At 68.6% G+C, this 20,619-nt stretch carries 19 protein-coding genes and 1 pseudogene; 10 read left to right on the forward strand and 10 right to left on the reverse strand.

Annotated elements, in window-relative coordinates; translation table 11 throughout:
- Nucleotides 1-46: 46 nt before the first annotated feature.
- Both UUA_RS03440 and msrA read right to left on the reverse strand, forming a co-directional pair.
- Nucleotides 47-1,894 carry an ABC transporter ATP-binding protein gene (locus UUA_RS03440; RefSeq protein WP_008434292.1) on the reverse strand — a complete coding sequence of 616 codons (1,848 nt, stop codon included), beginning with the start codon at nucleotides 1,892-1,894 and terminating at the stop codon, nucleotides 47-49.
- 73 nt (nucleotides 1,895-1,967) lie between these two features.
- Complete coding sequence (msrA, locus tag UUA_RS03445; RefSeq protein WP_008434293.1) at nucleotides 1,968-2,672, reverse strand: peptide-methionine (S)-S-oxide reductase MsrA; 705 nt, start codon at nucleotides 2,670-2,672, stop codon at nucleotides 1,968-1,970.
- Between the two features lie 128 nt (nucleotides 2,673-2,800).
- Between msrA and UUA_RS03450 the strand changes: the two genes are divergently transcribed.
- On the forward strand, nucleotides 2,801-3,616 hold the full coding sequence (locus UUA_RS03450) for an arylamine N-acetyltransferase family protein (RefSeq protein ID WP_008434294.1): 816 nt from the start codon (nucleotides 2,801-2,803) through the stop codon (nucleotides 3,614-3,616).
- Nucleotides 3,617-3,760: 144 nt separating this feature from the next.
- Here UUA_RS03450 and UUA_RS03455 read toward each other — a convergent pair whose 3' ends face one another.
- Genes UUA_RS03455 through UUA_RS03465 form a run of 3 tightly spaced genes read right to left on the reverse strand, consistent with a single transcriptional unit; the run spans nucleotide 3,761 to nucleotide 4,883 of the window.
- A complete protein-coding gene (locus tag UUA_RS03455; RefSeq protein WP_008434295.1) occupies nucleotides 3,761-4,006 on the reverse strand; it encodes an RNA-binding S4 domain-containing protein in 246 nt (81 codons plus the stop codon).
- Between the two features lie 20 nt (nucleotides 4,007-4,026).
- Entirely contained in the window at nucleotides 4,027-4,467 is a 441-nt protein-coding gene (locus tag UUA_RS03460; RefSeq protein WP_008434296.1) for a barstar family protein, read from the reverse strand.
- A complete protein-coding gene (locus UUA_RS03465) occupies nucleotides 4,464-4,883 on the reverse strand; it encodes a ribonuclease domain-containing protein (RefSeq protein WP_008434297.1) in 420 nt (139 codons plus the stop codon). Before UUA_RS03465 ends, UUA_RS03460 begins: the two co-directional genes overlap by 4 nt.
- A gap of 138 nt (nucleotides 4,884-5,021) precedes the next feature.
- Between UUA_RS03465 and UUA_RS03470 the strand changes: the two genes are divergently transcribed.
- Complete coding sequence (locus UUA_RS03470) at nucleotides 5,022-6,575, forward strand: POT-type proton-dependent oligopeptide transporter (RefSeq protein ID WP_008434298.1); 1,554 nt, start codon at nucleotides 5,022-5,024, stop codon at nucleotides 6,573-6,575.
- Between the two features lie 170 nt (nucleotides 6,576-6,745).
- Here UUA_RS03470 and UUA_RS03475 read toward each other — a convergent pair whose 3' ends face one another.
- Together UUA_RS03475 and UUA_RS03480 are read right to left on the reverse strand one after the other, a co-directional pair.
- Nucleotides 6,746-7,579, reverse strand: a complete 834-nt coding sequence (locus UUA_RS03475) for a DUF72 domain-containing protein (protein WP_008434299.1) — start codon at nucleotides 7,577-7,579, stop codon at nucleotides 6,746-6,748.
- Complete coding sequence (locus UUA_RS03480; RefSeq protein ID WP_235605923.1) at nucleotides 7,576-8,361, reverse strand: phosphatase PAP2 family protein; 786 nt, start codon at nucleotides 8,359-8,361, stop codon at nucleotides 7,576-7,578. The genes UUA_RS03475 and UUA_RS03480 overlap by 4 nt, the downstream gene beginning before the upstream one ends.
- 159 nt (nucleotides 8,362-8,520) lie before the next feature.
- Here UUA_RS03480 and UUA_RS03485 point away from each other — a divergent pair, with 159 nt between their 5' ends.
- The 3 genes from UUA_RS03485 to UUA_RS03495 all read left to right on the forward strand — a co-directional run bounded on the left by UUA_RS03485 (nucleotide 8,521) and on the right by UUA_RS03495 (nucleotide 12,616).
- Nucleotides 8,521-10,194: a serine hydrolase gene (locus tag UUA_RS03485; RefSeq protein ID WP_008434302.1), complete on the forward strand. Its 1,674-nt coding sequence runs from the start codon at nucleotides 8,521-8,523 to the stop codon at nucleotides 10,192-10,194.
- 67 nt (nucleotides 10,195-10,261) lie between these two features.
- Nucleotides 10,262-11,893, forward strand: a complete 1,632-nt coding sequence (locus tag UUA_RS03490; protein ID WP_039953481.1) for an alpha/beta hydrolase — start codon at nucleotides 10,262-10,264, stop codon at nucleotides 11,891-11,893.
- 237 nt (nucleotides 11,894-12,130) lie between these two features.
- A complete protein-coding gene (locus UUA_RS03495) occupies nucleotides 12,131-12,616 on the forward strand; it encodes a DUF3761 domain-containing protein (protein WP_008434305.1) in 486 nt (161 codons plus the stop codon).
- A 58-nt stretch (nucleotides 12,617-12,674) separates the two neighbouring features.
- Here the strand turns inward: UUA_RS03495 and UUA_RS03500 are convergent, their stop codons facing one another.
- Both UUA_RS03500 and UUA_RS03505 read right to left on the reverse strand, forming a co-directional pair.
- Nucleotides 12,675-13,103 carry a VOC family protein gene (locus tag UUA_RS03500; RefSeq protein ID WP_008434306.1) on the reverse strand — a complete coding sequence of 143 codons (429 nt, stop codon included), beginning with the start codon at nucleotides 13,101-13,103 and terminating at the stop codon, nucleotides 12,675-12,677.
- Between the two features lie 86 nt (nucleotides 13,104-13,189).
- On the reverse strand, nucleotides 13,190-15,601 hold the full coding sequence (locus UUA_RS03505; RefSeq protein WP_039953490.1) for a DUF3772 domain-containing protein: 2,412 nt from the start codon (nucleotides 15,599-15,601) through the stop codon (nucleotides 13,190-13,192).
- Between the two features lie 233 nt (nucleotides 15,602-15,834).
- On the opposite strand from UUA_RS03505, the gene UUA_RS03510 reads away from it, so the two are divergent.
- Together UUA_RS03510 and UUA_RS03515 are read left to right on the forward strand one after the other, a co-directional pair.
- Nucleotides 15,835-17,676, forward strand: a complete 1,842-nt coding sequence (locus UUA_RS03510; protein WP_039953491.1) for an ABC transporter ATP-binding protein — start codon at nucleotides 15,835-15,837, stop codon at nucleotides 17,674-17,676.
- A gap of 52 nt (nucleotides 17,677-17,728) precedes the next feature.
- The gene (locus UUA_RS03515; RefSeq protein ID WP_008434311.1) at nucleotides 17,729-18,283 is read left to right on the forward strand and encodes a YdeI/OmpD-associated family protein; all 555 of its coding nucleotides are present in this window, start codon (nucleotides 17,729-17,731) and stop codon (nucleotides 18,281-18,283) included.
- Nucleotides 18,284-18,362: 79 nt separating this feature from the next.
- Here the strand turns inward: UUA_RS03515 and UUA_RS19925 are convergent.
- Nucleotides 18,363-18,564 (reverse strand): annotated as a pseudogene (locus tag UUA_RS19925) (arsenical resistance protein ArsH); the annotation flags it as partial.
- A gap of 75 nt (nucleotides 18,565-18,639) precedes the next feature.
- On the opposite strand from UUA_RS19925, the gene UUA_RS03520 reads away from it, so the two are divergent.
- Genes UUA_RS03520 through UUA_RS03530 form a run of 3 tightly spaced genes read left to right on the forward strand, consistent with a single transcriptional unit; the run spans nucleotide 18,640 to nucleotide 20,601 of the window.
- Nucleotides 18,640-19,143, forward strand: coding sequence for an arsenate reductase ArsC (locus tag UUA_RS03520; RefSeq protein WP_008434312.1), 504 nt, complete (start codon nucleotides 18,640-18,642; stop codon nucleotides 19,141-19,143).
- Entirely contained in the window at nucleotides 19,140-20,225 is a 1,086-nt protein-coding gene (gene arsB / locus UUA_RS03525; protein ID WP_008434314.1) for an ACR3 family arsenite efflux transporter, read from the forward strand. The genes UUA_RS03520 and arsB overlap by 4 nt, the downstream gene beginning before the upstream one ends.
- A 4-nt stretch (nucleotides 20,226-20,229) precedes the next feature.
- On the forward strand, nucleotides 20,230-20,601 hold the full coding sequence (locus UUA_RS03530; RefSeq protein ID WP_008434315.1) for an ArsR/SmtB family transcription factor: 372 nt from the start codon (nucleotides 20,230-20,232) through the stop codon (nucleotides 20,599-20,601).
- Nucleotides 20,602-20,619 lie beyond the last annotated feature (18 nt).

Here is a 20,619-nt window from a genome sequence, read left to right on the forward strand (position 1 = left end):
GTCTTCCGACCAGCAACTGCTGTTGGTTGCTGGGGCCGTCACGGCCTCACCGATACCCCTGCGCCTGCAGCGAAAACAGCTGCGCATAGTGCCCGCCCAGCGCCATCAACTGCTCATGGCTGCCGTGCTCGACGATGCGGCCGTCCTGGATCACGATGATCTGGTCGGCCATGCGCACGGTGGAGAAGCGGTGTGAGATCAGGATGGCGATGCGGCCGCCGGAAAGTTCGCGGAAGTGCTCGAAGATAGTGGCTTCGGCTTGCGCGTCCATCGCGGCGGTGGGTTCGTCGAGCACCAGGATGTCGGCACGCGAGCGCATGAAGGCACGGGCCAGCGCGATCTTCTGCCACTGCCCGCCGGACAGCTCGCGGCCGTCGTTGAACCATTTGCCCAGTTGCGTGTGAAAGCCGGCCGGCAGGCTGTCGATGAAGTCGCTGGCCATGCCTTTGTCGCTGGCGTCGCGCCAGCGCGTTTCGTCCTCGAAATGGCCGACGTCGCCGGCACCCACGTTCTCGCCCACGCGCATCTGATAGCGTGCGAAATCCTGGAAGATCACCCCGATGCGTTGCAGCAGCACGTCCTCGTCCCACTCGCGCAGGTCGGTGCCGTCGAGCAGGATGCGGCCGCGGTCCGGCGCGTACAGACGCGTGAGCAGCTTGATCAGGGTGGTCTTGCCCGAGCCGTTCTGGCCGACCAGGGCCAGCGATTCGCCGGGGCGGATGTGCAGGTTGATGTCGTGCAGCGCCGGCTCGCCGGCGCCGGGGTAGGTGAAGCCGACGTGCTCGAAGCGGATGCCGTCGTCGGGCTTAGCGCCGCGTTGCGCCACGCCGGTGGCGGGCGGCACCGGGGTCTCCAGGTATTCGTACAGGGTGGACAGGTACAGGTTGTCTTCGTACATGCCGCCGATCGCCGACAGCATCGCCGACACCGCCGCCTGGCCCTGGCGGAACAGCATCAGGTACATCGTCATCTGACCCAGCGTGATGCGCGCGACGACGGTGCTGGCGGCGATCCACGCATACGCGCCGTACAGCGTGAGCGTGCCGAGCAGGCCCAGCCCGAAGCCCCAGCTCTCGCGGCGCACGGTGAGGTCGCGGTCGTCGCGGTAGAGCTTGTCGAAGATGGCGCGGTAACGGCCCAGCAGCAGCGGGCCGAGGCCGAACAGCTTCACTTCCTTGGCGTGGTCCTCGCGTGCCAGCACGGTTTCCAGGTACAACTGCATGCGCGTTTCCGGGGAGCGCCAGCGGAACAGGCGGAACGCGTCGCCGGAGAACTTCGTCTCGGCGAAGAACGACGGCAGTCCGGCCAGCAGCAGCACCAGCACCGCCCACGGCGAAAACTGGAACAACAGGCTGCCATAGCTGAGCAGCGAGACCGCGTTCTGGCCCAGCCCGAACGTGCGTGTCACCAGCGACAGCGGCCGGCTCGACGCCTCGCGGCGGGCGCGGGTGAGCTTGTCGTAGAACTCCGAGTCCTCGAAGTGCGCCAGTTCCAGCGTGAGCGCCTTCTCCAGGATCATCACGTTGACGCGCTGGCCCAGTTGCGCGCGCAGCAGCGACTGGCACATCGATAGCCCGCGCTGTGCGCCGGCCAGTGCCGCCACCAGCACGCCTTCCAGCGCCACCCATTCGTATACCGGCCGCAAGCCTGCGTGGCCGCTGGCGGCCCACACGCGACTGGCGTTCACCACCGCATCGACGATGTGCGCGCCGACCCAGGCCACGCCGGCCGGCAGCAGGCCGGCGACCAGGGTCAGCAGCGCCAGCGCGACGGTCAGCGGCCGGCTGGTGCTCCACACCAGTTCCAGCGCGCGCCCGCTGTAGCGGAACACGCCCAGGAAGCTGCGCGTGAGTTCGGACGATTCGGCGGGCGTGGAAGAAGCGTGGGGCGGCACGTGGGGTGATCGTCAGGTCGGCAACGAGCATGCGCGGAAGTCCTGAAATGGGGGCCGCGCCGACCCATGCAAGTCAGTGCAGCTGCACCTCGACGACTTGCCGGTCCAGCCGGTATAGCGCCGGGAACAGCTGCTGCAGGCGTGCCACCTTCGGCGCGTCGTTGATGACGATGTACGGGTTGTACGGGTGCAGCTGGAAGTAATGCTGGTGGTACGCCTCGGCCGGGTAGAACGCCCGCAGCGGCGCAACCTTGGTAACGATTGGCGCGGGGAAGGTTTTCGCTGCACCCAACTGCGCGATATAGGCGCTGGCGATGCGTTGCTGTTCGGGGTTGGCGTAGAAGATCACCGAGCGGTACTGGCTGCCCACGTCGGGGCCTTGCCGGTCCTGCTCGGTCGGGTCGAGTGCGACCGAGAAGAACACCCGAAGCAGCGTGCCGTAGCTGACCAGGGCCGGGTCGTAGTGCACCTGCACCGATTCGGCGTGGCCGGTGTCGCCTGCGCTGACTTCGTCGTAATGCGCGGTGTCGGCGTCGCCGCCGGAGTAGCCGGCGATCACCTCGTTCACGCCCCTGACGTGCTCGAACACCGCCTCGACGCCCCAGAAGCAGCCACCGGCCAGCACCGCCACCTGCTCACTGTGGGCGGCGCTTCCGAGGGTATCGACGGTCGGCGCCGGGAGTGCGCCGCCCGCGGCGGATACCGGCTGGCAGGCGCTCGCGCCCAGCATCAGCAGGGCGGCCAGCGACACGGACTGGAATGTGCTGCGATGGATCATGCTGCACCTCGCCGGCATGGCCACCGCGTGGCCGGTATCTGTTCTTCGCCGGGTACATGCCATTGGTTACCTGTGCGGGGCCGGCTGGCCCGGTACCATCATGCCGATCGGTTTCATGGAGTTGAGGGATGCACGGTTCCATTGATCTGGATGCCTACCTGCGGCGCGTCGGCTGGCGCGGCAGCGTGGCCGCCGACCTGGCCAGCTTGCGCGGGCTGGCCGTGACGCACGTGGCGGCGATCCCCTTCGAGAGTCTCTCTCCGCTGCTGGGCCTGCCGGTGCCGCTGGATACGCCCGCGCTGGAACGCAAGCTGGTGCACGATGGCCGCGGCGGCTACTGCTTCGAGCAGAACCTGCTGTTCGCCGCGGTGCTGCGCACGATCGGTTTCGAGGTGTCCGGGCTGATCGCGCGGGTGCTGTGGCAGCACCCGGAGGATGCGGTCACCGCGCAGACCCACATGCTGCTGCGCGTCGAGCTGGACGGAGCGAGCTGGCTGACGGACGTCGGTTTCGGCAACCAGGTGCTGACCGGCGCGCTGCGGCTGCAGGCCGACGTGGAACAGCCGACCGGCCACGAGCCGTTCCGGCTGGTCGAGCGCGATGGCGAATGGCGCATGCAGTCATGCGTGCGCGGGCAGTGGCTGACGCTGTACCGATTCGACCTGCGCCGCTGCGAGATGGTCGACTACGTGGTGGCCAACCACTACGTCTCCACGCATCCGGCCTCGCGCTTCCCGCGCAACCTGATCGCGGCGCGTACCACCGCCGACCGGCGCCTGAGCCTGCTCAACCATGAGTTCACCGTGCGCCGGCTGGGCCGGGAACCCGAGCGGCACCGGCTGGCCGGCGTCGCCGACATCCGCCGCGTGCTCGAAGAAGAGTTCCTGCTGCGCCTGCCGCCCGGCGAGGCGCTGGACCGGCGCCTGGCCCAATTGCCGGACTGACCCGCATCGTCGGGAGGCCTCGCCGGGTAGGAGCCCGCTCGCGGGCGATGCTCCTGGATTTGCTGTTGAGAGCCGGGATGACCAGGCCTTCGTCTGTCGAGAGCCGGGATTCGCAAAAGCAGGACATTGCCCGCGAGCGGGCCCCTACCGGGAGCGTGAGTCGTGGGGGTTTGGGTCGGCCAGCACGTGGATTTCAGCGTCGCCGGTGCGGACGACCTGGCCTGCGCGGATCTTGCAGGTCTTGCGCAGCTCCGTCGCGCCGTCCACGCGCACTGCGCCGCTGGCCACGATCGCCTTGCCGGCGCCGCCGCTGTCGCACAGACCGACCAGCTTCAGCAGCAGGTTCAGCTCGACGTAGTCGCCTTCCAGTTCAAAGTTAATGGTTTGCATGGGTGTCCCGGGTGGTTGGATCAGGCGGCGGGGCGTTCGTCGAACGCGCTGTCCGGCAGCGCGAGGAACGCGAACCATGGGCGGTCGTGTTCTGCGCCGAAGGTGGCAGCGTCGTCGAGGATGCCGAGCAGGATGTCGTAGTCGGCCGCGGCGGCCTGGCGCAGTTCATCAGCGTGGTCGAACAGCAGCACGTGGCCCCACGCCGGCAGCCAGCCGAGGTCGCGCAGGCAGTCGGCCAGCGCGTCCCAGTTGTGGCCGAAACTGGCCGGCAGCTGCAGCGAGACCGCGAGGCGGCGCAGCAGTTCGTTCTTGTCGCGGCAGCCGGCCAGGTCGGTGCGGCATACATCCAGTTCATCGCGCGCGGCGGCGCGCGCCAGGTGGTCCAGGTCGTTGACGCCGACGAAATACACCCCGCTCAGGCCGGGCCTGGTCAGGTCCAGGTCGAAACCGTGCAGATTCATTGGGCCATCTCGAGGCGGCGGAAGCTGCGGTAGTGGTCGTCGCTGTAGTACCAGACCACCGGCGGCATGCCACCGGTGACGATGCGCCGCGCGCCGCGGTTGCGCGCGCCGGGCGTTTCCACCGTGTACTCGTGGTAGTAGCCGCGCGACTGTTTCGGCAACAGGCCTTCGTAGTTGCCGAACACGGCGCCGTCCTGAGCGTGCGGGAACGGGCCGCCGCGGGCGATCAGCGCCAGCGTGTCGCGCGCCTCGGGCGGCAGCGCGTCCGCGGCGGGGGCCGCGGGCAGGGCCGGGACGGAAGTGGCGGTCGCAGCCGTTGCCGGCACGGCGGCGGGTGCCGGGACGCCGGTGTAGTACTTCCACAGGATCGCAGCGAGGACGACGACCAGTACGATCAGGGGCTTGAACGAGCGCATGCAGGCAGGTGAGCGAAGGGGAGGCGGCGCGAGCTTAGCAGGGCCGTTGCGCCGGACGGGGTTCCACGATCGCAGGAAATTGCGCACACTCGGCCGCCGTGGCCGCGCCGCCTGCACCGCCCCGTTCCTGGAGTCGCGATGAGTCATACCCCCGAGCATGCCGAGGGCCGCCTGCCGCGGCAGATCGCCTACATCATCGGCAACGAAGGCTGCGAGCGTTTCTCGTTCTACGGGATGCGCAACATCCTCACCCCGTTCCTGATCACCTCGCTGCTGCTGTACCTGCCCGAGGGGCAGCGCGCGCTGGCGGCGAAGGACGTGTTCCACAGCTTCGTGATCGGCGTGTACTTCTTCCCGCTGCTGGGTGGCTGGCTCAGCGATCGCTTCTTCGGCAAGTACAATACCGTGCTGTGGATGAGCCTGGTGTACTGCGCCGGCCACGCCTGCCTGGCGATCTTCGAGAACAACCGGCTTGGCTTTTTCGCCGGGCTGGGGCTGATTGCGCTGGGTGCGGGCGGCATCAAGCCGCTGGTGGCATCGTTCGTGGGCGACCAGTTCGACCAGTCCAACAAGCACCTGGCGAAGATGGTGTTCGACGCGTTCTACTGGATCATCAACTTCGGCTCGTTCTTCGCCTCGCTGCTGATGCCGCTGTTCCTGCACCACTTCGGCGCGGCGGTGGCGTTCGGCATTCCCGGCGGGTTGATGTTCGTCGCCACCGTGGTGTTCTGGCTGGGTCGCAAGCAGTACGTGATGGTGCCGCCGGGGCCGCCGGAGCCACATGCGTTCTCGCGGGTGATCCGCACCGCGTTGCTGACGCAGCGACCAGGTCAGGCGCGGCCGGGCCTGTGGCTGGCGGTGGCCGCGGTGGTGGCGGCGCTGGCGTCGTTCGCGCTGGTGCCTTCGCTGGGCTTCGTCATCGCTGCGTGCATCGCGCTGGTGGTGCTGATCGGCGGCGTGGGCGGCGGCGCGTGGCTGCAGATGGACCGCGCGCGCGGCGTGCATCCGGACGCTGCCGTCGATGGCGCACGCAACGTGCTGCGCGTGCTGGTCATCTTCGCGCTGACCACGCCGTTCTTCTCGCTGTTCGACCAGAAGGCCTCGACCTGGGTGATCCAGGGCGGCGAGATGACGATGCCGTCCTGGTTCCGGGCCGCCCAGATGCAGGCACTGAACCCGCTGCTGGTGATGCTGCTGATCCCGTTCAACAACCTGGTGCTGTACCCGCTGCTGCGCCGCGCCGGCTACGAGCCCACCGCGCTGCGCCGGATGACCTCCGGCATCGCGTTCAGCGGCCTGGCGTGGATCGTGGTGGGCGGGCTGCAGGTAGTGATCGACGGTGGCGATCCGCTGTCGATCGTGTGGCAGGTGCTGCCGTACGCGCTGCTCACCTTCGGCGAGGTGCTGGTCTCGGCCACCGGGCTGGAGTTCGCCTACAGCCAGGCACCGGCCTCGATGAAGGGCGTGGTGATGAGCTTCTGGAACCTCACCACCACGGTCGGCAACCTGTGGGTGCTGCTGGCCAACGCGGCAGTGCGCAACGAGGCGGTGACCGGCTCGATCGCCCGCTCGGGGCTCAGCGTCACCGCGTTCCAGATGTTCTTCTTCGCCGCGTTCGCGCTGCTCGCCGCGCTGGCGTTCGGACTGTATGCGCGGCGCTATCGCGAAGTCGATCATTACCGAGCGGCGTAGCGAACCCCTGTGGAGGAGCGCACCCTGCGCGCGATGTCTTTCGTCACGTGACGGAGAGCATCGCGCGCAGGGTGCGCTCCTACAAATCACGCTGCGGTATCCGCGTAGGGCGGGCACTGCCCGCCGCTCTTGATTTGGTTCGTGACGGAGGGCGGCGGGCGGTGCCCACCCTACGACATCCGGTCGACGCGCGACTGCAGCGCCATCGCGGCGGCCGGGTTGCGGTGCTTGGCGGCGCTGATGAAGAACACGAACACGTCGCGCGGTGACGACGGTGGCTGCGGCGCGGCCACGTGCGGCAGTTCGGCGATGTCTTTGCCCGCGGCCCAGTCGCGTGCATGGCCGGCCCAGTGGTCCAGCTCGGCGGGGAGGTAGCCGGCGGGGTTGGCGTCTTCGCTGCGCATCAGCCGAACATAGGCGAAATCGCCGGTGAGGTCGGCCAGCGAGGGGTAGTCGGGCGAGTCGGTGAACACCGTCGGCACACGATGTGCACGGGCCAGCGCCACGTAGCGTGCATCGAGGAAGCTGGGATGGCGCACTTCCAGCACGTGACGCAGCGGCCGGCCGTCCAGCTCGCGCGGCAGCAGGTCGAGGAAGGCGGCGAGGTCGTCGGCGTCGAACGGGCGCGACGGCGGCAGCTGCCACAGGATCGGTCCCAGCCGGTCGCCCATCTCGGCCAGACCGCCATGCACGAAGCCGCGGATTCCGGTGCTGGTGTCGGCCAGCCGCTTGCCTTCGGTGACGTAGCGCGGTGCCTTCAGCGAGAAGACGAAACCTTCCGGCGTCTCCGCCGCCCACTTGGCGTAGGTGGCCGGCTTCTGCGCGCCGTAGTAGGTACCATTGATCTCGATCGCGCGCAGCTGGCGGCTGGCGTATTCCAGCTCGCGCCGCTGCACCAGCTTCGCCGGGTAGAAATTGTCGCGCCACGGCGCGTAGTTCCAGCCGCCGATACCGACGCGGATGTGCGGGCCGTCGTGGCTGGCGGGGGTGAACAGGTCGTTCATGACTGCACTCCGGTGGCGGGCTTGCCCAGATGTTCGGCGGCGCCGATGCACAGCACCAGCCACGCCGCACCGGCCGCGTAGCCGGCCACCACATCGCTGAAATAGTGCACCTGCAGCAGCACGCGGCTGAGTCCGACCACGCCAACCAGCAGCACCGCAGCGGCGATCACGGCGCGGTGGAAGCGTGGCGGCAGCAGGCGCAGCAGCACGTAGGCCAGCATGCCGTAGAACACGATGGAACCGAACGCATGGCCGCTGGGGAAACTCCAGCCGGGTTCGACCACGAAGCCGTGGTCGTGCAGCGGTCGCACGCGCCGGAACAGCGCCTTGAGGCCGCCGTTGATCGGCATGATGCCGAGCAGCGCCACCATCCAGACGCCTGCCAGCTGCCAGTGTCGGCGCAGCAGCAGGAATGCGGCCACCACGACCGCGGCAGGGGCTATCCACCATAGGTCGCCCAGATGCGTGATCGCCGCGATACCGCGCAGCACCGGCAGCGGCAATTGCGCGCGCAGGCTTTCGGCCAGGCCGGCATCGAAGCGCGCCAGCTCGCCAGCCCGCCCCCCGGCGACTGCGGCGGCGATGGCTAGGAACAGCAGGGTCAGCGCCAGCAGCAGGATCAGCCCGACCTGCCAGCGCAGTACCGTCCGCGTCTGGTTGCCGGCGAGCGCGCGGTGTTGCCAGCGTGCATTGCGCTGCCAGGCGAGGTCGCCGGCCAGCACGGCCAGCAACAGCAGAAATGCCCACAGCCGCAGGGCGTGGGCGGCGATCCATTCCGCCATGGGGTCCATCGGGTTCCTCGATCCGGCGCAGCCGCGTGGGGCGGCGCGATGGCGCCATGATCGGCGTTGCCGCATGCCACGTCGAGCTGTGACTTCCAGCGCTGGCCTCGCCCGCGGTTTGCCGCGATAGTGGCGGCCTTGCCACCCGCGGAGCCCCCGATGTCCCAGCGACCCCTCTCCCTGCGCCTGGCGTTGTGCTGCGCGCTGCTCGTGTCCGCCACTGCTGCCGTGGCGCAGGCTCCGGCCGCGCGCACGCCGCCGCCGGTCTCCACCGGCGACACCGCGCGACCGCTGCTGCCGGATCAGTTGCAGGACTTCGGCGCCTACGTGGACAGCGCGCGCAAGACCTTCGACGTGCCGGGCATCGCGGTGGCGATCGTCAAGGACGGCCATGTCGTCATGGAGCAGGGCTTCGGCCTGCGCGAGCTGGGCAAGCCGGACAAGGTGGACGCGAACACGCTGTTCGCGATCGCCTCCAACACCAAGGCATTCACCGCCGCTGCGCTGCAGCAGCTGGCGGGCGCAGGCAAGCTGAAGATGGACGACCGGGTGGTCGACCACCTGCCGTGGTTCCGCATGTCCGACCCGTACATCACCCACGAGATGCGCATCCGTGACCTGCTGGCGCACCGCAGCGGCCTCAGCCTCGGCGCGGGCGACCTGCTGTACTGGCCGCCGACTTCGTACAGCACGAAGGAAGTAGTCGAGCGCCTCGCCAACGTACCGATCAAAAACGGTTTCCGTGCCGGCTACGCCTACGACAACATCCTGTTCGCGGTGGCCACGCTCGTGATCGAGCAGGCTTCCGGCGAGAGCTACGCCGACTATGTGCGCGAGCACCTGTTCAAGCCGGTCGGCATGGACGAATCGCTGGTCGACATGACCGGCCTGAAGCCCGGCATGGACGTGGCTACCGGCCACGCCAAGTTCGACTTCAAGGACCTGAAGCCGGTGCCGCCGATGGCCTGGCTCAACGATCCCGGCGCTGGCGGCATCTACTCCAGCGTGCACGACCTGGCGAAGTGGATGAACGTGCAGCTGGCCGGCGGCGAGCTGCCGGTGAAGGGCGCCGACGGCAAGCCGGCACGGCTGTTCTCCGAGGCCAGCCACCGCGAGATGTGGAGCGTGCTGACCCCGATCAAGATCGGCAAGCCGCCGGTGCCGGAACTGGCGCCGCTGGTGCCGAACTTCTCCGGCTACGGCGAAAGCTGGTTCCTGTCCGACTACCGCGGCAAGAAGCTGGCGTGGCACACCGGCGGCTGGCCGGGCATGGTCTCGCGGGTCACCATGGTGCCGGAGCTGAAGCTCGGCGTGGTGGTGCTGACCAATGCCGAATCCGGCGCGGCGTTCAACGCGGTGACCTTCCGCGTGCTCGACGCCTACCTCAACCCCGAGCACAAGACCGACTGGGTGGCCGCCTACGACAAGGCGGTGAAGAAAGCCGAGGCCAAGGCCGACGACAGCTTCGCCAAGCACGAGGCGGCGCGCGACAAGCACGGCAAGCCGTCGCTGCCGCTGGCGAAATACGTCGGCAGCTACCGTGACCCATGGTACGGCGACATCATCGTCAGCCAGGAGAACGGCAAGCTGCGCCTGCGCTTCTCGAAGACCGCGCAACTGATCGGCACGATGACGCCGTGGCAGCACGACACCTTCGTGGTGCGCTGGGACGACCGCTCGCTCAACGCCGATGCCTTCGTCAGCTTCAGCCTCGACATGGACGGCCGCATCACCGAGGTACGCATGCAGCCGATCTCGCCGCTGACCGACTTCAGCTTCGACTTCCAGGATCTGCGCCTGGCGCCGGTTGCGCTGCCGTCGGAAGCCGACTGAGATCGTCCACGCGCCGTGGCCACTGGCGGCGGCGAGTGATTACCACCATCAATCAAGGGGAAGGATCATGCGTGGAATGCATCGGATGGTCGTCGTACTGCTGGCGTGCGGCCTGTGCGCCGGCGCGGTGCTGGCACGCGATGCCGCGCCGCTGGCGCACAGCCCGTTCCGGGTCGAGCTGGGCGGCGCGCAGCACGAGCCGGTCTCCGGCCGCCTGCTGCTGTTCGCCGTCGACGCCAGGGCGGCCACCGCCGCGGCGAAGGGCGGCAAGGTCGACGAAGTGGACGCCAACCCGTTCGGCGCCGTGCAGGCCTCGGTGGCCGCGCGCGAGGTGAGCCGGCTGGCGCCGGGGCAGGGCGTGGAGGTCGACGCGGACGTGCAGGCGTTCCCCGCCGGCTGGTCGCAGCTGCCGCCCGGCGACTACTTCGTGCAGGCGGTGCTCGACGTCAATCATGACTACAACTACGGCGGCCGCGGCGCCGGCGACCTGGTCAGCCCAGTGCTGAAGGTGCGCCTGCCTGCCGCGGCGGTTCCCGCGCTGAGCCTGGACCGCGTGCTGCCCGCGCGCGAGCCGTGGGACCTGCCGGTGCGCTACTTCAGCGAGACCACCCGCAAGCACCTCGACGAGGCGCGCCGCGCCGTGCAGCCGCTGGATTTCGTCAGCCCGGCGCTGAGTGCGTTCTGGGGGCGCCCGATCCACATGCGCGGCTGGGTGCTGCCGCCGCCTGGCTACGACCCGCACGCGAAGCAGACCTGGCCGGTGGTGTACTACACCCACGGCTTCGGCGGCAGCACGGCATCGCTCGCCGGCAGCGCCGCGATGGTCTACGGCGCGATGGTCGAGCGGCAGATGCCGCCGATGATCTGGGTGTTTCTGGACGAGTCCAGCCCCACCGGCACGCACGAATTCGCCGACTCGGTGAACAACGGCCCGTGGGGCACGGCGCTCACCACCGAACTGATCCCGCAGCTGGAAAAGACCTGGCGCATGGACGCGAAGCCCAGTGGCCGCTTCCTGCAGGGCCATTCCTCCGGCGGCTGGGCCACGCTGTGGCTGCAGACGCGCTACCCGAAGATCTTCGGCGGCACCTGGTCCACCTCGCCCGACCCCAGCGACTTCCACGACTTCACCGGCGTGGACCTGTACGCACCGCATGCGAACGTGTACCGCAAGCCGGACGGTTCGGCCTACCCGCTGGTGCGCGACAAGGGCAAGGTGATCGCCAGCTTCGAGTCGTTCGCGAAGCTCGAGCACGTGCTGGGCGCGTACGGCGGCCAGATGGCCTCGTTCGAGTGGGTGTTCTCGCCGCGCGGCCCGGACGGCCGTCCGCTGCCGATGTTCGACCGCGACACCGGCGCGGTCGATCCCGCGGTGGTGGCGTACTGGCGCGAACACTACGACATCGCCCATCTCGTGCAGGCCAACTGGCCGCGGCTGAAGGCGGACCTGGACGGCAAGATCCACGTGGTGGTGGGCACCGCCGACACGTTCTACCTCGATGGGGCCGCGCACCGGCTCAAGACGGTGCTGGATGGATTGGGTGCGAAGTCGGACTTCCGCTTCCTGCCGGAGCGCACCCACTCCGACCTGTACGTACAGGGCAAGGATCGTCAGGGGCTACTCAAGCAGATGGCGTGGGAGATGTATGCGGTCGCCCGGCCGGGCACGCAACTGAAGCCCGCTGCGGCCGCGCCCTAGCGGTTTCAGCCACGGCGCCACTGCGCGATCTTGCCGATCGACCCGGCCGCGCAGCCATTTTCTTTCCCGGCGCATGTCGCGTTTTCGCAAGTTCGTTCGAGGCAGCCGACTGCCGGATGAATGCCATGCCGCCCTCACGTCTGTGTCGTCATGATTCCGCTGCATAGTCATGCCGCAAGCGCCGCGGTAGCGGGTGCTTGGGAGCGTCGTCGCGTACCCACCCTGGAGGGAATCTGCATGAAATCTTCGAGTCTTGCCGCCATCGCCCTGGCCTGTCTGCTGGCGATGCCGGCTGTCTATGCACAACAGGCATCCGCCCCGTCTGGTTCGACCGGTCAATGCAAGGACGGCAGCTACACCAGCACCGCCACCAAGCGCGGCGCCTGCAAGGGGCACAAGGGCGTGAAGGAGTGGTATGCGGCGGCCAGCGCACCGGCGGCCAAGCCCGCACCGGCGGCTGTACCGACTCCGACCCCGACCGCCGCTGCGCCGGCTGCCCCGGCGGCGAATACCGCCATGAAGCCCCACGCGATGCCGGCCCCGGCAGCCAACGCCGCGCCGGGCGGTGGCCCGGGCATGGTCTGGGTCAACGACAGCAGCAAGGTCTACCACTGCTCTGGTGACAAGTGGTACGGCAAGACCAAGCATGGCCAGTACATGAGCGAAGCCGACGCCAGGGCCAAGGGCAACCACGCCGAGCATGGCAAGGCCTGTACACCGTAAAGCTTCCAGCTGCACGCTTGACGAGGGGCCGGTGCAAGCCGGCCTCTTGTTTTACGGGTTACCCGGGTTGCCACGGGTCGTAGCTGCCGAAGTACCACAGGTGGCCCTCCGGGTCGTGGCAGCTGTAGCCGGCGCCGCCGTAGTCCTGCTCGGCGTAATCGTCGACGATCACCGCACCGGCCGCCTTCGTCCGCAGGTAATGTGCCTTGCAGTCGGCCACGGTCACGCAGGCGCACTGCGTCTCGCGGCCGCCGATCTCGTCGGGCTGTGCGATGTGCCGGCCGAACGCGTTGTCGCGCACTTCGCCGAGCATGACCATGCCGCTGCCGAAGGTGAGCTGGGCGTGTTCCACGCCGCCGTCGTCGCCCTCGTAAACCGCTTGTTTTTCGAAACCGAACGCCTTGCACAACCATTCGATCGCGGCGTGGGCATCGCGGTAGCGCAGGCAGGGGATGATGGTGCTGCCGTGGGGATGGGGTGCCGGCATGACGAGACTCCGTTGGCGGAAACCACACACAGGCTAGCGCTGTCGCCGCTCGCTGTCTTGCCGGGAATCGCCGCCGCGGCGCCGCCTCAGCCGGTGTCCTCGTCTTCCTCGGGCAGCGGTGGCAGCGTGCGCACCAGCATGCTTTGCGGACTGGTCATCGGCAGCCGCTCGCGACGCAGGCGTTCGAGGATCTCGAACAGCAGCTCGCTCTTCACGCCGCCGACCTCGCGCGGGCTGCTGACGTAGGCGACGCAATTGAACGTCATCACGCCGGCGTTGACGTTTTCCAGTTGTACGAACGGCGCCGGGGCGGTCAGCGTGCCGTGGTGCGCGCGCAGGATGCCCAGCACCAGCTCGCGCACCCGGTCGGCGTCGGTGTGCAGCGGCATCGGCAGCTTGATCTGCACGCGGCCTTGCGCGTTGGCCAGGGTCACGTTGCGCACGTTCTGGGTGATCAGCTGCGAGTTCGGCACGATCACGGTGGAGCGGTCCCACATCTGGATCTCGGTGGCGCGCACGTTGATGCGGCGGATGTCGCCCTCGACGTCGCTCGACAGGCTGACCCAGTCGCCCACCTTCACCGGCCGCTCGACCAGCAAAATCAGGCCGGAGATGAAGTTCTGCACGATCGCCTGCAGGCCGAAGCCGATGCCCACCGACAGTGCGCTGACGATCCAGGTGATGCTCTTCAGGTCCACGTGCAGCGCCGCCAGCGTCAGCACCGCCACCAGCAGGCCGCCGACGTAGCCGAGCAGGGTGACGATGGAGTCCTGCATGCCCTTTTCCATCGTGGACTTCGGCAGCAGCTGCTCGGCCAGCCAGCGCTTGAGCATGCGCAGCACGAACATTCCGACGACCAGCACCAGCACACCGCCGAAGATGGTGCCCGGGTTGATCGCCAGCTCGCCAAGTCTGAAGCCGCCCAGGGTCTGCTCTGCGCTCGCCAGCAGGTCGCGCGGGCCGGCGCCGAACGGGGTCAGCACGGTGGTCAGCGCCAGCAGCGCCAGCCCCACCCGACCGATGCCGGCGAGCAGGACAGCGGCCTGCTCCAGCGTGTGCGGCGCCAGTTCGAAGGTGGCCTGCAGTCGTATGCCGCTGCGCCCATGTGGCAGCAGCAAGGCATCGATCAGGTCGGTGAGCAGCTGGATCAGCAGGTACACCGTGGCCACGATCACGCCGACCCACAGCATCTGCACGGCGACGAAGAACGCCAGCGCGATGAAACCGGTGGCCACGCCCAGCCAGCTGACTGCCACGCCGAGCGTGGCCGCTGCAGTGAGCAGACCGACCCACAGCGGCCGATGTTCCGGTGCGGCGCCATCGGCGGCCGCTGCCTGGCGGGCGTGACGCAGGCGCAGCAGGGCCGCGCCGATCAGTCCGCTGATGACCAGCGCGAACAGGCCGCGCGTGGCCACCGAGGCCGGCAGGCTGGTGCCGATCGCGCGGCTGCTGTTGTCGAACAGGCCGAACAGCAGCGCCGCGACGGCCAGCAGCCAGGGGAACGGGCGCAGTCGTTGCGCCGCCAGGTCCGACAGCGCCGGCAGCCGCCACGACGGCCGCTGTACCGACAGCAGCGCGCGGCCCAGCCCGGTCACGTACGCGGCGAAGTACACCAACCCGACCGCAGCAGCAGCCAGCGCAGCGAGGTCGTCATCGAGGATGCCGTTCCAGTTCAGTCCCAGATAGGCCAGTTGCGCGGCCAGCCCGGTGGTGAGCACGGCGCTCAGCGCCACCGCGGTGGCCATCGCGCTGCGCCGCAGGTGGCCGTCCGGCACGTGGTGGGTGGAGAACGTCAGCAGCAGCCGTTCGAGTAACCGGCGGCCGCCACCCAGCAACAGCGCTGCGGCGACCAGGCACCACATCAACGGCTGCCGGTTCGGCGGCTGCCATGCCTGCGCCACGGCGCCGGCGAAGCGTGCGCCGAGGCGCTTGAACCGCACCATATCGTCCGGAAATGCCCGCACCGGATCGGCCCAGAACGTGCGGCTGAACGGGGTGGCCGTGCGCGAGGCCAGCCGCGCCTGGAACTCGTCGTTGCGCAGGCCGTTGATCTGCGCCGCCAATTGCGTCGCGTTCTGGCCGAGCAGCTGTGCCTGCTTGATCTGTGCGTCGAGATCGGCCTGCGCCTTGTCCAGCTTGCGGCGTTGCGCGACGACTTCCGGTGCCTCGGCCGGCGCGCCTTTCGCCGGTGCCGGACCCAGCACGCCAAGCTGCGCCTGCAGCGCGGTCATCTGCGGCGCGAGGCTGGCGGCCAGCTGGCGCGCCTGGTCCTGCACGCCGAGCGCGGTGTTGCGCAGGTCGGCCAGCGGCACGTCGGACTTCTTGTCCTTCAGCGCGGCTTTGACCGTGTCGAGCTGGCTGCCAAGCTGGTCCAGTGTCTGCGCAGGGGTCGCTGCCGGCGCCGTGGTCGGCGGCGGCTGGTCGTTGTCCTGGGCAGGCGACGCGGCACTGCCAAGCGTCAACAGCAGGAGCAGGAGGAAACGGGGCAGGTTAGGCATCCGCCCATGATCGGAGCGCCACCGCAGGCGGTCAATCGTGCCGGGACGGAGGAACAGCGGAACCTGCGGCTGGCGTTCAGGCTCGGTGTCGTGCCCTTCGCGGCGGGCTGCCCGGATCGGCGGCGCCGCCCCCGGCGGCGGCAGGTCGCGCCGATCACGGAAGCGCCGCATCGTCACACGTATCGTGCGGGCTTCACGCACAATGGCGGGCCCGCAGGCTCGGAATGCCCATGATCTTCCGCTGGTTCGAATCCCTTATCGACGCGTTCAAGGAGCCTGTCGACGGCATGCCGCCGACGTCGGTGTGGCGCTTCTACGCGTTCTACCTGCGCCAGGTGTGGCCGGTGTTCGCGGTGGCGATCGCGGTGGGTTTCGTGGTGGCGATCGTCGAGGTGTCGCTGTTCGGCTTCATCGGCCGCATCGTGGACATGGCCAGGGGCGCGCCGGCGGCGGACTTCTTCCGGCAGCACGGCAATGAGCTGTTGTGGATGGGTTTCGTGGCGCTGATCGTGCGGCCGCTGGCGATCGGCGCGCACGACCTGCTGGTGAACCAGGCGATCGTGCCCAGCCTGACCAACCGCATCCGCTGGCAGAACCACCGCTACGTGATCCGCCAGAGCCTGGGTTTCTTCCAGAACGACTACGCCGGGCGCATCGCCAACCGTATCATGCAGACCGGTGGCGCGTTGCGCGAATCGGCGGTGCAGATCGTCGACGCGATCTGGTACGTCACCATCTACACCGGCAGCGCGATCGTGCTGTTCGCGCAGGCGGACCTGTGGCTGGCCGCGCCGCTGTTCGCCTGGGTGTTCGCGTATGTCGGCCTGCTGGCGTTCTTCATTCCACGCATCAAGCAGCGCTCGTGGCTGGCTTCGGAGGCGCGCTCGAAATTGATGGGGCGCATCGTCGACGGCTACAGCAACGTGCTCACGCTGAAGCTGTTCGCGCACACGCGTCGCGAGGAAGCCTACGTGGCCGACGCGATGGCCGAGCAGACCGACAAGCTGCGCCGCATGACCCGCGTCACCACCGCGCTGGATGCCAGCATCACCACGCTCAACGGCTTCCTGATCGTGGGCACCTCGGCGCTGGCGCTGTGGCTGTGGAGCGAGGGCCGGGTGACGGTGGGCGCGATCGCGCTGTCGACCGGGCTGGTGATCCGGATCAACAACATGTCCGGCTGGATCATGTGGGTGGTCAACGGCATCTTCGAGAACGTGGGCACGGTGCAGGACGGCATCACCACGATCTCGCGGCCGCGCGCGGTGCAGGACCGCGAGGGCGCGATGCCGCTGGAGGTCACCAACGGCGGCGTGCATTTCGAGCACATCCATTTCCACTACGGCAAGCAGGGTGGGGTGATCGCCGGGCTGGACCTCACCGTGCGCGCGGGCGAGAAGATCGGCCTGGTCGGCCCGTCCGGTGCGGGCAAGTCCACCCTGGTCAACGTGTTGCTGCGGCTGTACGACCTCGAGGCCGGACGCATCCTGATCGATGGTCAGGACATCGCTGGCGTCACTCAGGAAAGCCTGCGCTCGCAGATCGGCGTGGTCACCCAGGACACCTCGCTGCTGCACCGCTCGATCCGCGACAACATTCTGTATGGACGTCCGGATGCCAGCGAGGCGCAGGTGATCGAGGCCGTGCGCAAGGCGCGCGCCGACGAATTCATCCCGAACCTCAGCGACGGCGAGGGCCGTCGCGGCTACGACGCGCTGGTCGGCGAACGCGGCGTAAAACTCAGCGGCGGCCAGCGCCAGCGCATCGCGATCGCCCGCGTGCTGCTGAAGGATGCGCCGATCCTGGTGCTGGACGAAGCCACCAGCGCGCTCGATTCCGAAGCCGAAGCGGCGATCCAGGACAGCCTCGACCTGCTGATGCAGGGCAAGACGGTGATCGCCATCGCCCATCGCCTGTCCACCATCGCGCGGATGGACCGACTGGTGGTGCTGGACAAGGGCCGCATCGTGGAAACCGGCACGCACGCCGAGCTGATCGCCCGCGGTGGCCTGTACGCACGGCTGTGGCAGCGGCAGACCGGCGGCTTCGTGGCAGCAGAGGACGCGCCGGCCTGACGGTCAACCTGGTCGCTGCTCCGTACCCTTCAGCTTTTGTGGATGACCCGAGATGGCCAAGAAGCATGTCGCATCCCGATTCGAGGCGAGGCTGCTGCGTCCGCGGGAACCCCGCAAGGCGCCGTGGGCGTTCGTGGTCCTGCCGGCGGAAGCCAGCGCCAGACTGCCGCGGCGGGGAAGGACGACGGTGGAAGGCACGCTCAACGGCCATGCGTTCCGCGCCACGCTCGAGCCGGACGGCCGGCTGAGCCATTGGCTCAAGGTGGACCGGACGCTGTGCGAAGCCGCCGGCGTGGCCGCTGGCGACGTGGTCGCGCTCGAGATGGCGCCGGTGGCCAGGGAACCGGAGCCGGAACTTCCACCGGGCCTGCGCCGGGCGCTGGACGGTGCGCCAGAGGCCTGGGCGGCCTGGGAGCACACGACCACGCTGGCGCGCGTGGACTGGATTCACTGGATCACGTCCGCCCGGCAGCCGGCCACTCGCGCCAAGCGGGTCGCCGACGCCCTCGACATGCTGGCTTCCGGCAAGCGGCGGGTCTGCTGCTTCGACCCGTCCGGCTACTACAGCAAGGCGTTCGGGGCACCGGAAGCGACGGACGAGCAATAGGCGCGCAACGATGGGTGGTCGTACCTCGATATGCCGCGCCGGCGCAGCGCCCTTGCGTTCGCGGTAACGGCTGACCATGTACCCGCGTCTCCGCGCCGAAGTGGCGCCGGACGTGCTCCGCTTCCAGCGTCAGCTTGCGGCTGAACGATTGTGGGCGTAGCGAGTCGTACAGGATCAGGATGCGCGGCGGGCGGCCGGCGTCCGCCGGCAAGGCCAGCTTGGCCGGGCTGGGGGGGATCCAGCGCGTCGGCGGCGACATGGGGCAGATCCGGGATCGGCACGGCGTGGTTCCTGTTGCCGTGGTTTGATAATTCTATAATCATGGAAATATAGAAGCCAATCCGGAATCGTCGCCCATGCACCCGTGTCGCGTCCTGTTCATCTGCACCGGCAATTCGGCCCGCAGCATCCTGTCCGAGGCCATCCTCAACCATCTGGGCGCGGGGCGCTTCGCGGCGTTCAGTGCCGGCAGCCAGCCGACCGGGCACGTCAATCCTCATGCGATCGACGAACTCAAGTCCCTCGGCATTCCCACCGAAGGGTTGAGCAGCAAGTCGTGGGACCGCTTCACCGAAGCGGGCGCGCCGCCGCTGGATATCGTGATCACGGTGTGCGACAACGCCGCCAGCGAGACCTGCCCGGTACTGTTCGGCGACTTCGTGAGAAGCCATTGGGGCCTGGCCGATCCGGCCGCCGCCCAGGGCGCGGACGCCGCGGCGGCGTTCCGGCGCGCCCACGCGCTGATCACGCGACGGATCACGGCGCTGCAGCAGCTGCCGGTGGAAACGATGGGACGCGACGAGCTGAAGCAGGAACTCGATCGCATCGGCAGCATCACCGGCGAAGCGGCAGGCGCATGAACCAGGCATCCGCAGAACTCGCCGCTTGCGCGGTTCCCTCGGAGGTTGCCCGCATCGGCTTCTTCGAGCGCTGGCTCACGCTCTGGGTGTTGCTGTGCATCGTTGCCGGCACGCTGCTGGGCCACTGGCTGCCCGGCGGCTTCGCGGCGCTGGGCGGCATGCAGGTGGCGCAGGTGAATTTGCCGGTCGCCGTGCTGATCTGGCTGATGATCATCCCGATGCTGCTGAAGATCGACTTCGGCGCGCTGGGCGGCGTGCGCCGGCAGTGGAGGGGCATCGGCGTCACGCTGTTCGTCAATTGGGCGGTGAAGCCGTTCTCGATGGCGCTGCTGGGCTGGATCTTCATCCGCCACCTCTTCGCCGGCCAGCTGCCGGCCGCGCAGCTCGATTCCTATATTGCCGGTCTGATCCTGCTGGCCGCCGCGCCGTGCACGGCGATGGTGTTCGTGTGGAGCAACCTGTGCAATGGCGAGCCGGCGTTCACGTTGAGCCAGGTCGCGCTGAACGACGCCATCATGGTGGTGGCGTTCGCGCCGATCGTGGCGCTGTTGCTGGGCATCTCCTCGATCATTGTGCCGTGGAACACGCTGCTGCTGTCGGTGCTGCTGTACATCGTGGTGCCGGTGGTGCTCAGCGTGCTGCTGCGGCGCCGGCTGCTGGCGCACGGCGGTGAGGTACGTCTGCAGCAATGGCTGCAGCGGCTGGGGCCGCTGTCGCTGGGCGCGCTGCTGGCCACCCTGGTGCTGCTGTTCGGTTTCCAGGGCCGGCAGATCCTCGCGGAGCCGGCGATCATCGCGCTGCTGGCGGTGCCGATCCTGATCCAGGTGTATTTCAATGCCGGCCTGGCGTACTGGCTCAATCGCCGCTTCGGCGTGCCGCACTGCGTGGCCGGTCCCTCGGCGCTGATCGGCGCCAGCAACTTCTTCGAGCTGGCGGTGGCCACCGCGGTGGCCCTGTTCGGCGTGCATTCCGGCGCGGCGCTGGCGACTGTGGTGGGCGTGCTGATCGAGGTGCCGGTGATGCTGTCGGTGGTGCGCATCGTCAACCGCAGCAAGCGCTGGTACGAAACGGCCCGGGAGTAGCGTCATGCAGAACAGGCAAGCCATCACCATCCTCGCCGCGCTCGCGCAGGAGTCGCGCCTCGCGGTCTACCGGTTGCTGGTCGAGCATGCGCCGGAAGGACTGGCCGCCAGCGCGATCGCGGAGAAGCTGGGCCTGCCCAACGCCACGCTGTCCTTCCACCTGAAGGAGCTGTCGCACGCGGGCCTGGTGAGCAGCCGGCAGAGCGGGCGCTTCATCTACTACGCGCCAGTGATCGAGGCGATGGACGAGCTGGTCGGCTACCTGACCGATCACTGCTGCAGCCAGTCCGCTGGCACGTGCGCCACGGCCAAGCGCAAGTGCGCCCCGAAAAAGCGCGTGGCCACTGCCGGCAAGCGACGGTCGGGTTCGACTTGATCCGGTCGGCCACCGCGA

It is taken from the genome of Rhodanobacter thiooxydans LCS2 (genome assembly GCF_000264375.1).
Lineage (GTDB): Bacteria > Pseudomonadota > Gammaproteobacteria > Xanthomonadales > Rhodanobacteraceae > Rhodanobacter > Rhodanobacter thiooxydans.

Coding starts and splice junctions, on each gene's coding strand:
- msrA (WP_008434293.1), bottom strand. CDS start 2,672: ATGATCCATCGCAGCACATTCCAGTCCGTGTCGCTGGCCGCCCTGCTG.
- UUA_RS03450 (WP_008434294.1), top strand. CDS start 2,801: ATGCACGGTTCCATTGATCTGGATGCCTACCTGCGGCGCGTCGGCTGG.
- UUA_RS03455 (WP_008434295.1), bottom strand. CDS start 4,006: ATGCAAACCATTAACTTTGAACTGGAAGGCGACTACGTCGAGCTGAAC.
- UUA_RS03460 (WP_008434296.1), bottom strand. CDS start 4,467: ATGAATCTGCACGGTTTCGACCTGGACCTGACCAGGCCCGGCCTGAGC.
- UUA_RS03465 (WP_008434297.1), bottom strand. CDS start 4,883: ATGCGCTCGTTCAAGCCCCTGATCGTACTGGTCGTCGTCCTCGCTGCG.
- UUA_RS03470 (WP_008434298.1), top strand. CDS start 5,022: ATGAGTCATACCCCCGAGCATGCCGAGGGCCGCCTGCCGCGGCAGATC.
- UUA_RS03475 (WP_008434299.1), bottom strand. CDS start 7,579: ATGAACGACCTGTTCACCCCCGCCAGCCACGACGGCCCGCACATCCGC.
- UUA_RS03480 (WP_235605923.1), bottom strand. CDS start 8,361: ATGGCGGAATGGATCGCCGCCCACGCCCTGCGGCTGTGGGCATTTCTG.
- UUA_RS03485 (WP_008434302.1), top strand. CDS start 8,521: ATGTCCCAGCGACCCCTCTCCCTGCGCCTGGCGTTGTGCTGCGCGCTG.
- UUA_RS03490 (WP_039953481.1), top strand. CDS start 10,262: ATGCGTGGAATGCATCGGATGGTCGTCGTACTGCTGGCGTGCGGCCTG.
- UUA_RS03495 (WP_008434305.1), top strand. CDS start 12,131: ATGAAATCTTCGAGTCTTGCCGCCATCGCCCTGGCCTGTCTGCTGGCG.
- UUA_RS03500 (WP_008434306.1), bottom strand. CDS start 13,103: ATGCCGGCACCCCATCCCCACGGCAGCACCATCATCCCCTGCCTGCGC.
- UUA_RS03505 (WP_039953490.1), bottom strand. CDS start 15,601: ATGCCTAACCTGCCCCGTTTCCTCCTGCTCCTGCTGTTGACGCTTGGC.
- UUA_RS03515 (WP_008434311.1), top strand. CDS start 17,729: ATGGCCAAGAAGCATGTCGCATCCCGATTCGAGGCGAGGCTGCTGCGT.
- UUA_RS03520 (WP_008434312.1), top strand. CDS start 18,640: ATGCACCCGTGTCGCGTCCTGTTCATCTGCACCGGCAATTCGGCCCGC.
- arsB (WP_008434314.1), top strand. CDS start 19,140: ATGAACCAGGCATCCGCAGAACTCGCCGCTTGCGCGGTTCCCTCGGAG.
- UUA_RS03530 (WP_008434315.1), top strand. CDS start 20,230: ATGCAGAACAGGCAAGCCATCACCATCCTCGCCGCGCTCGCGCAGGAG.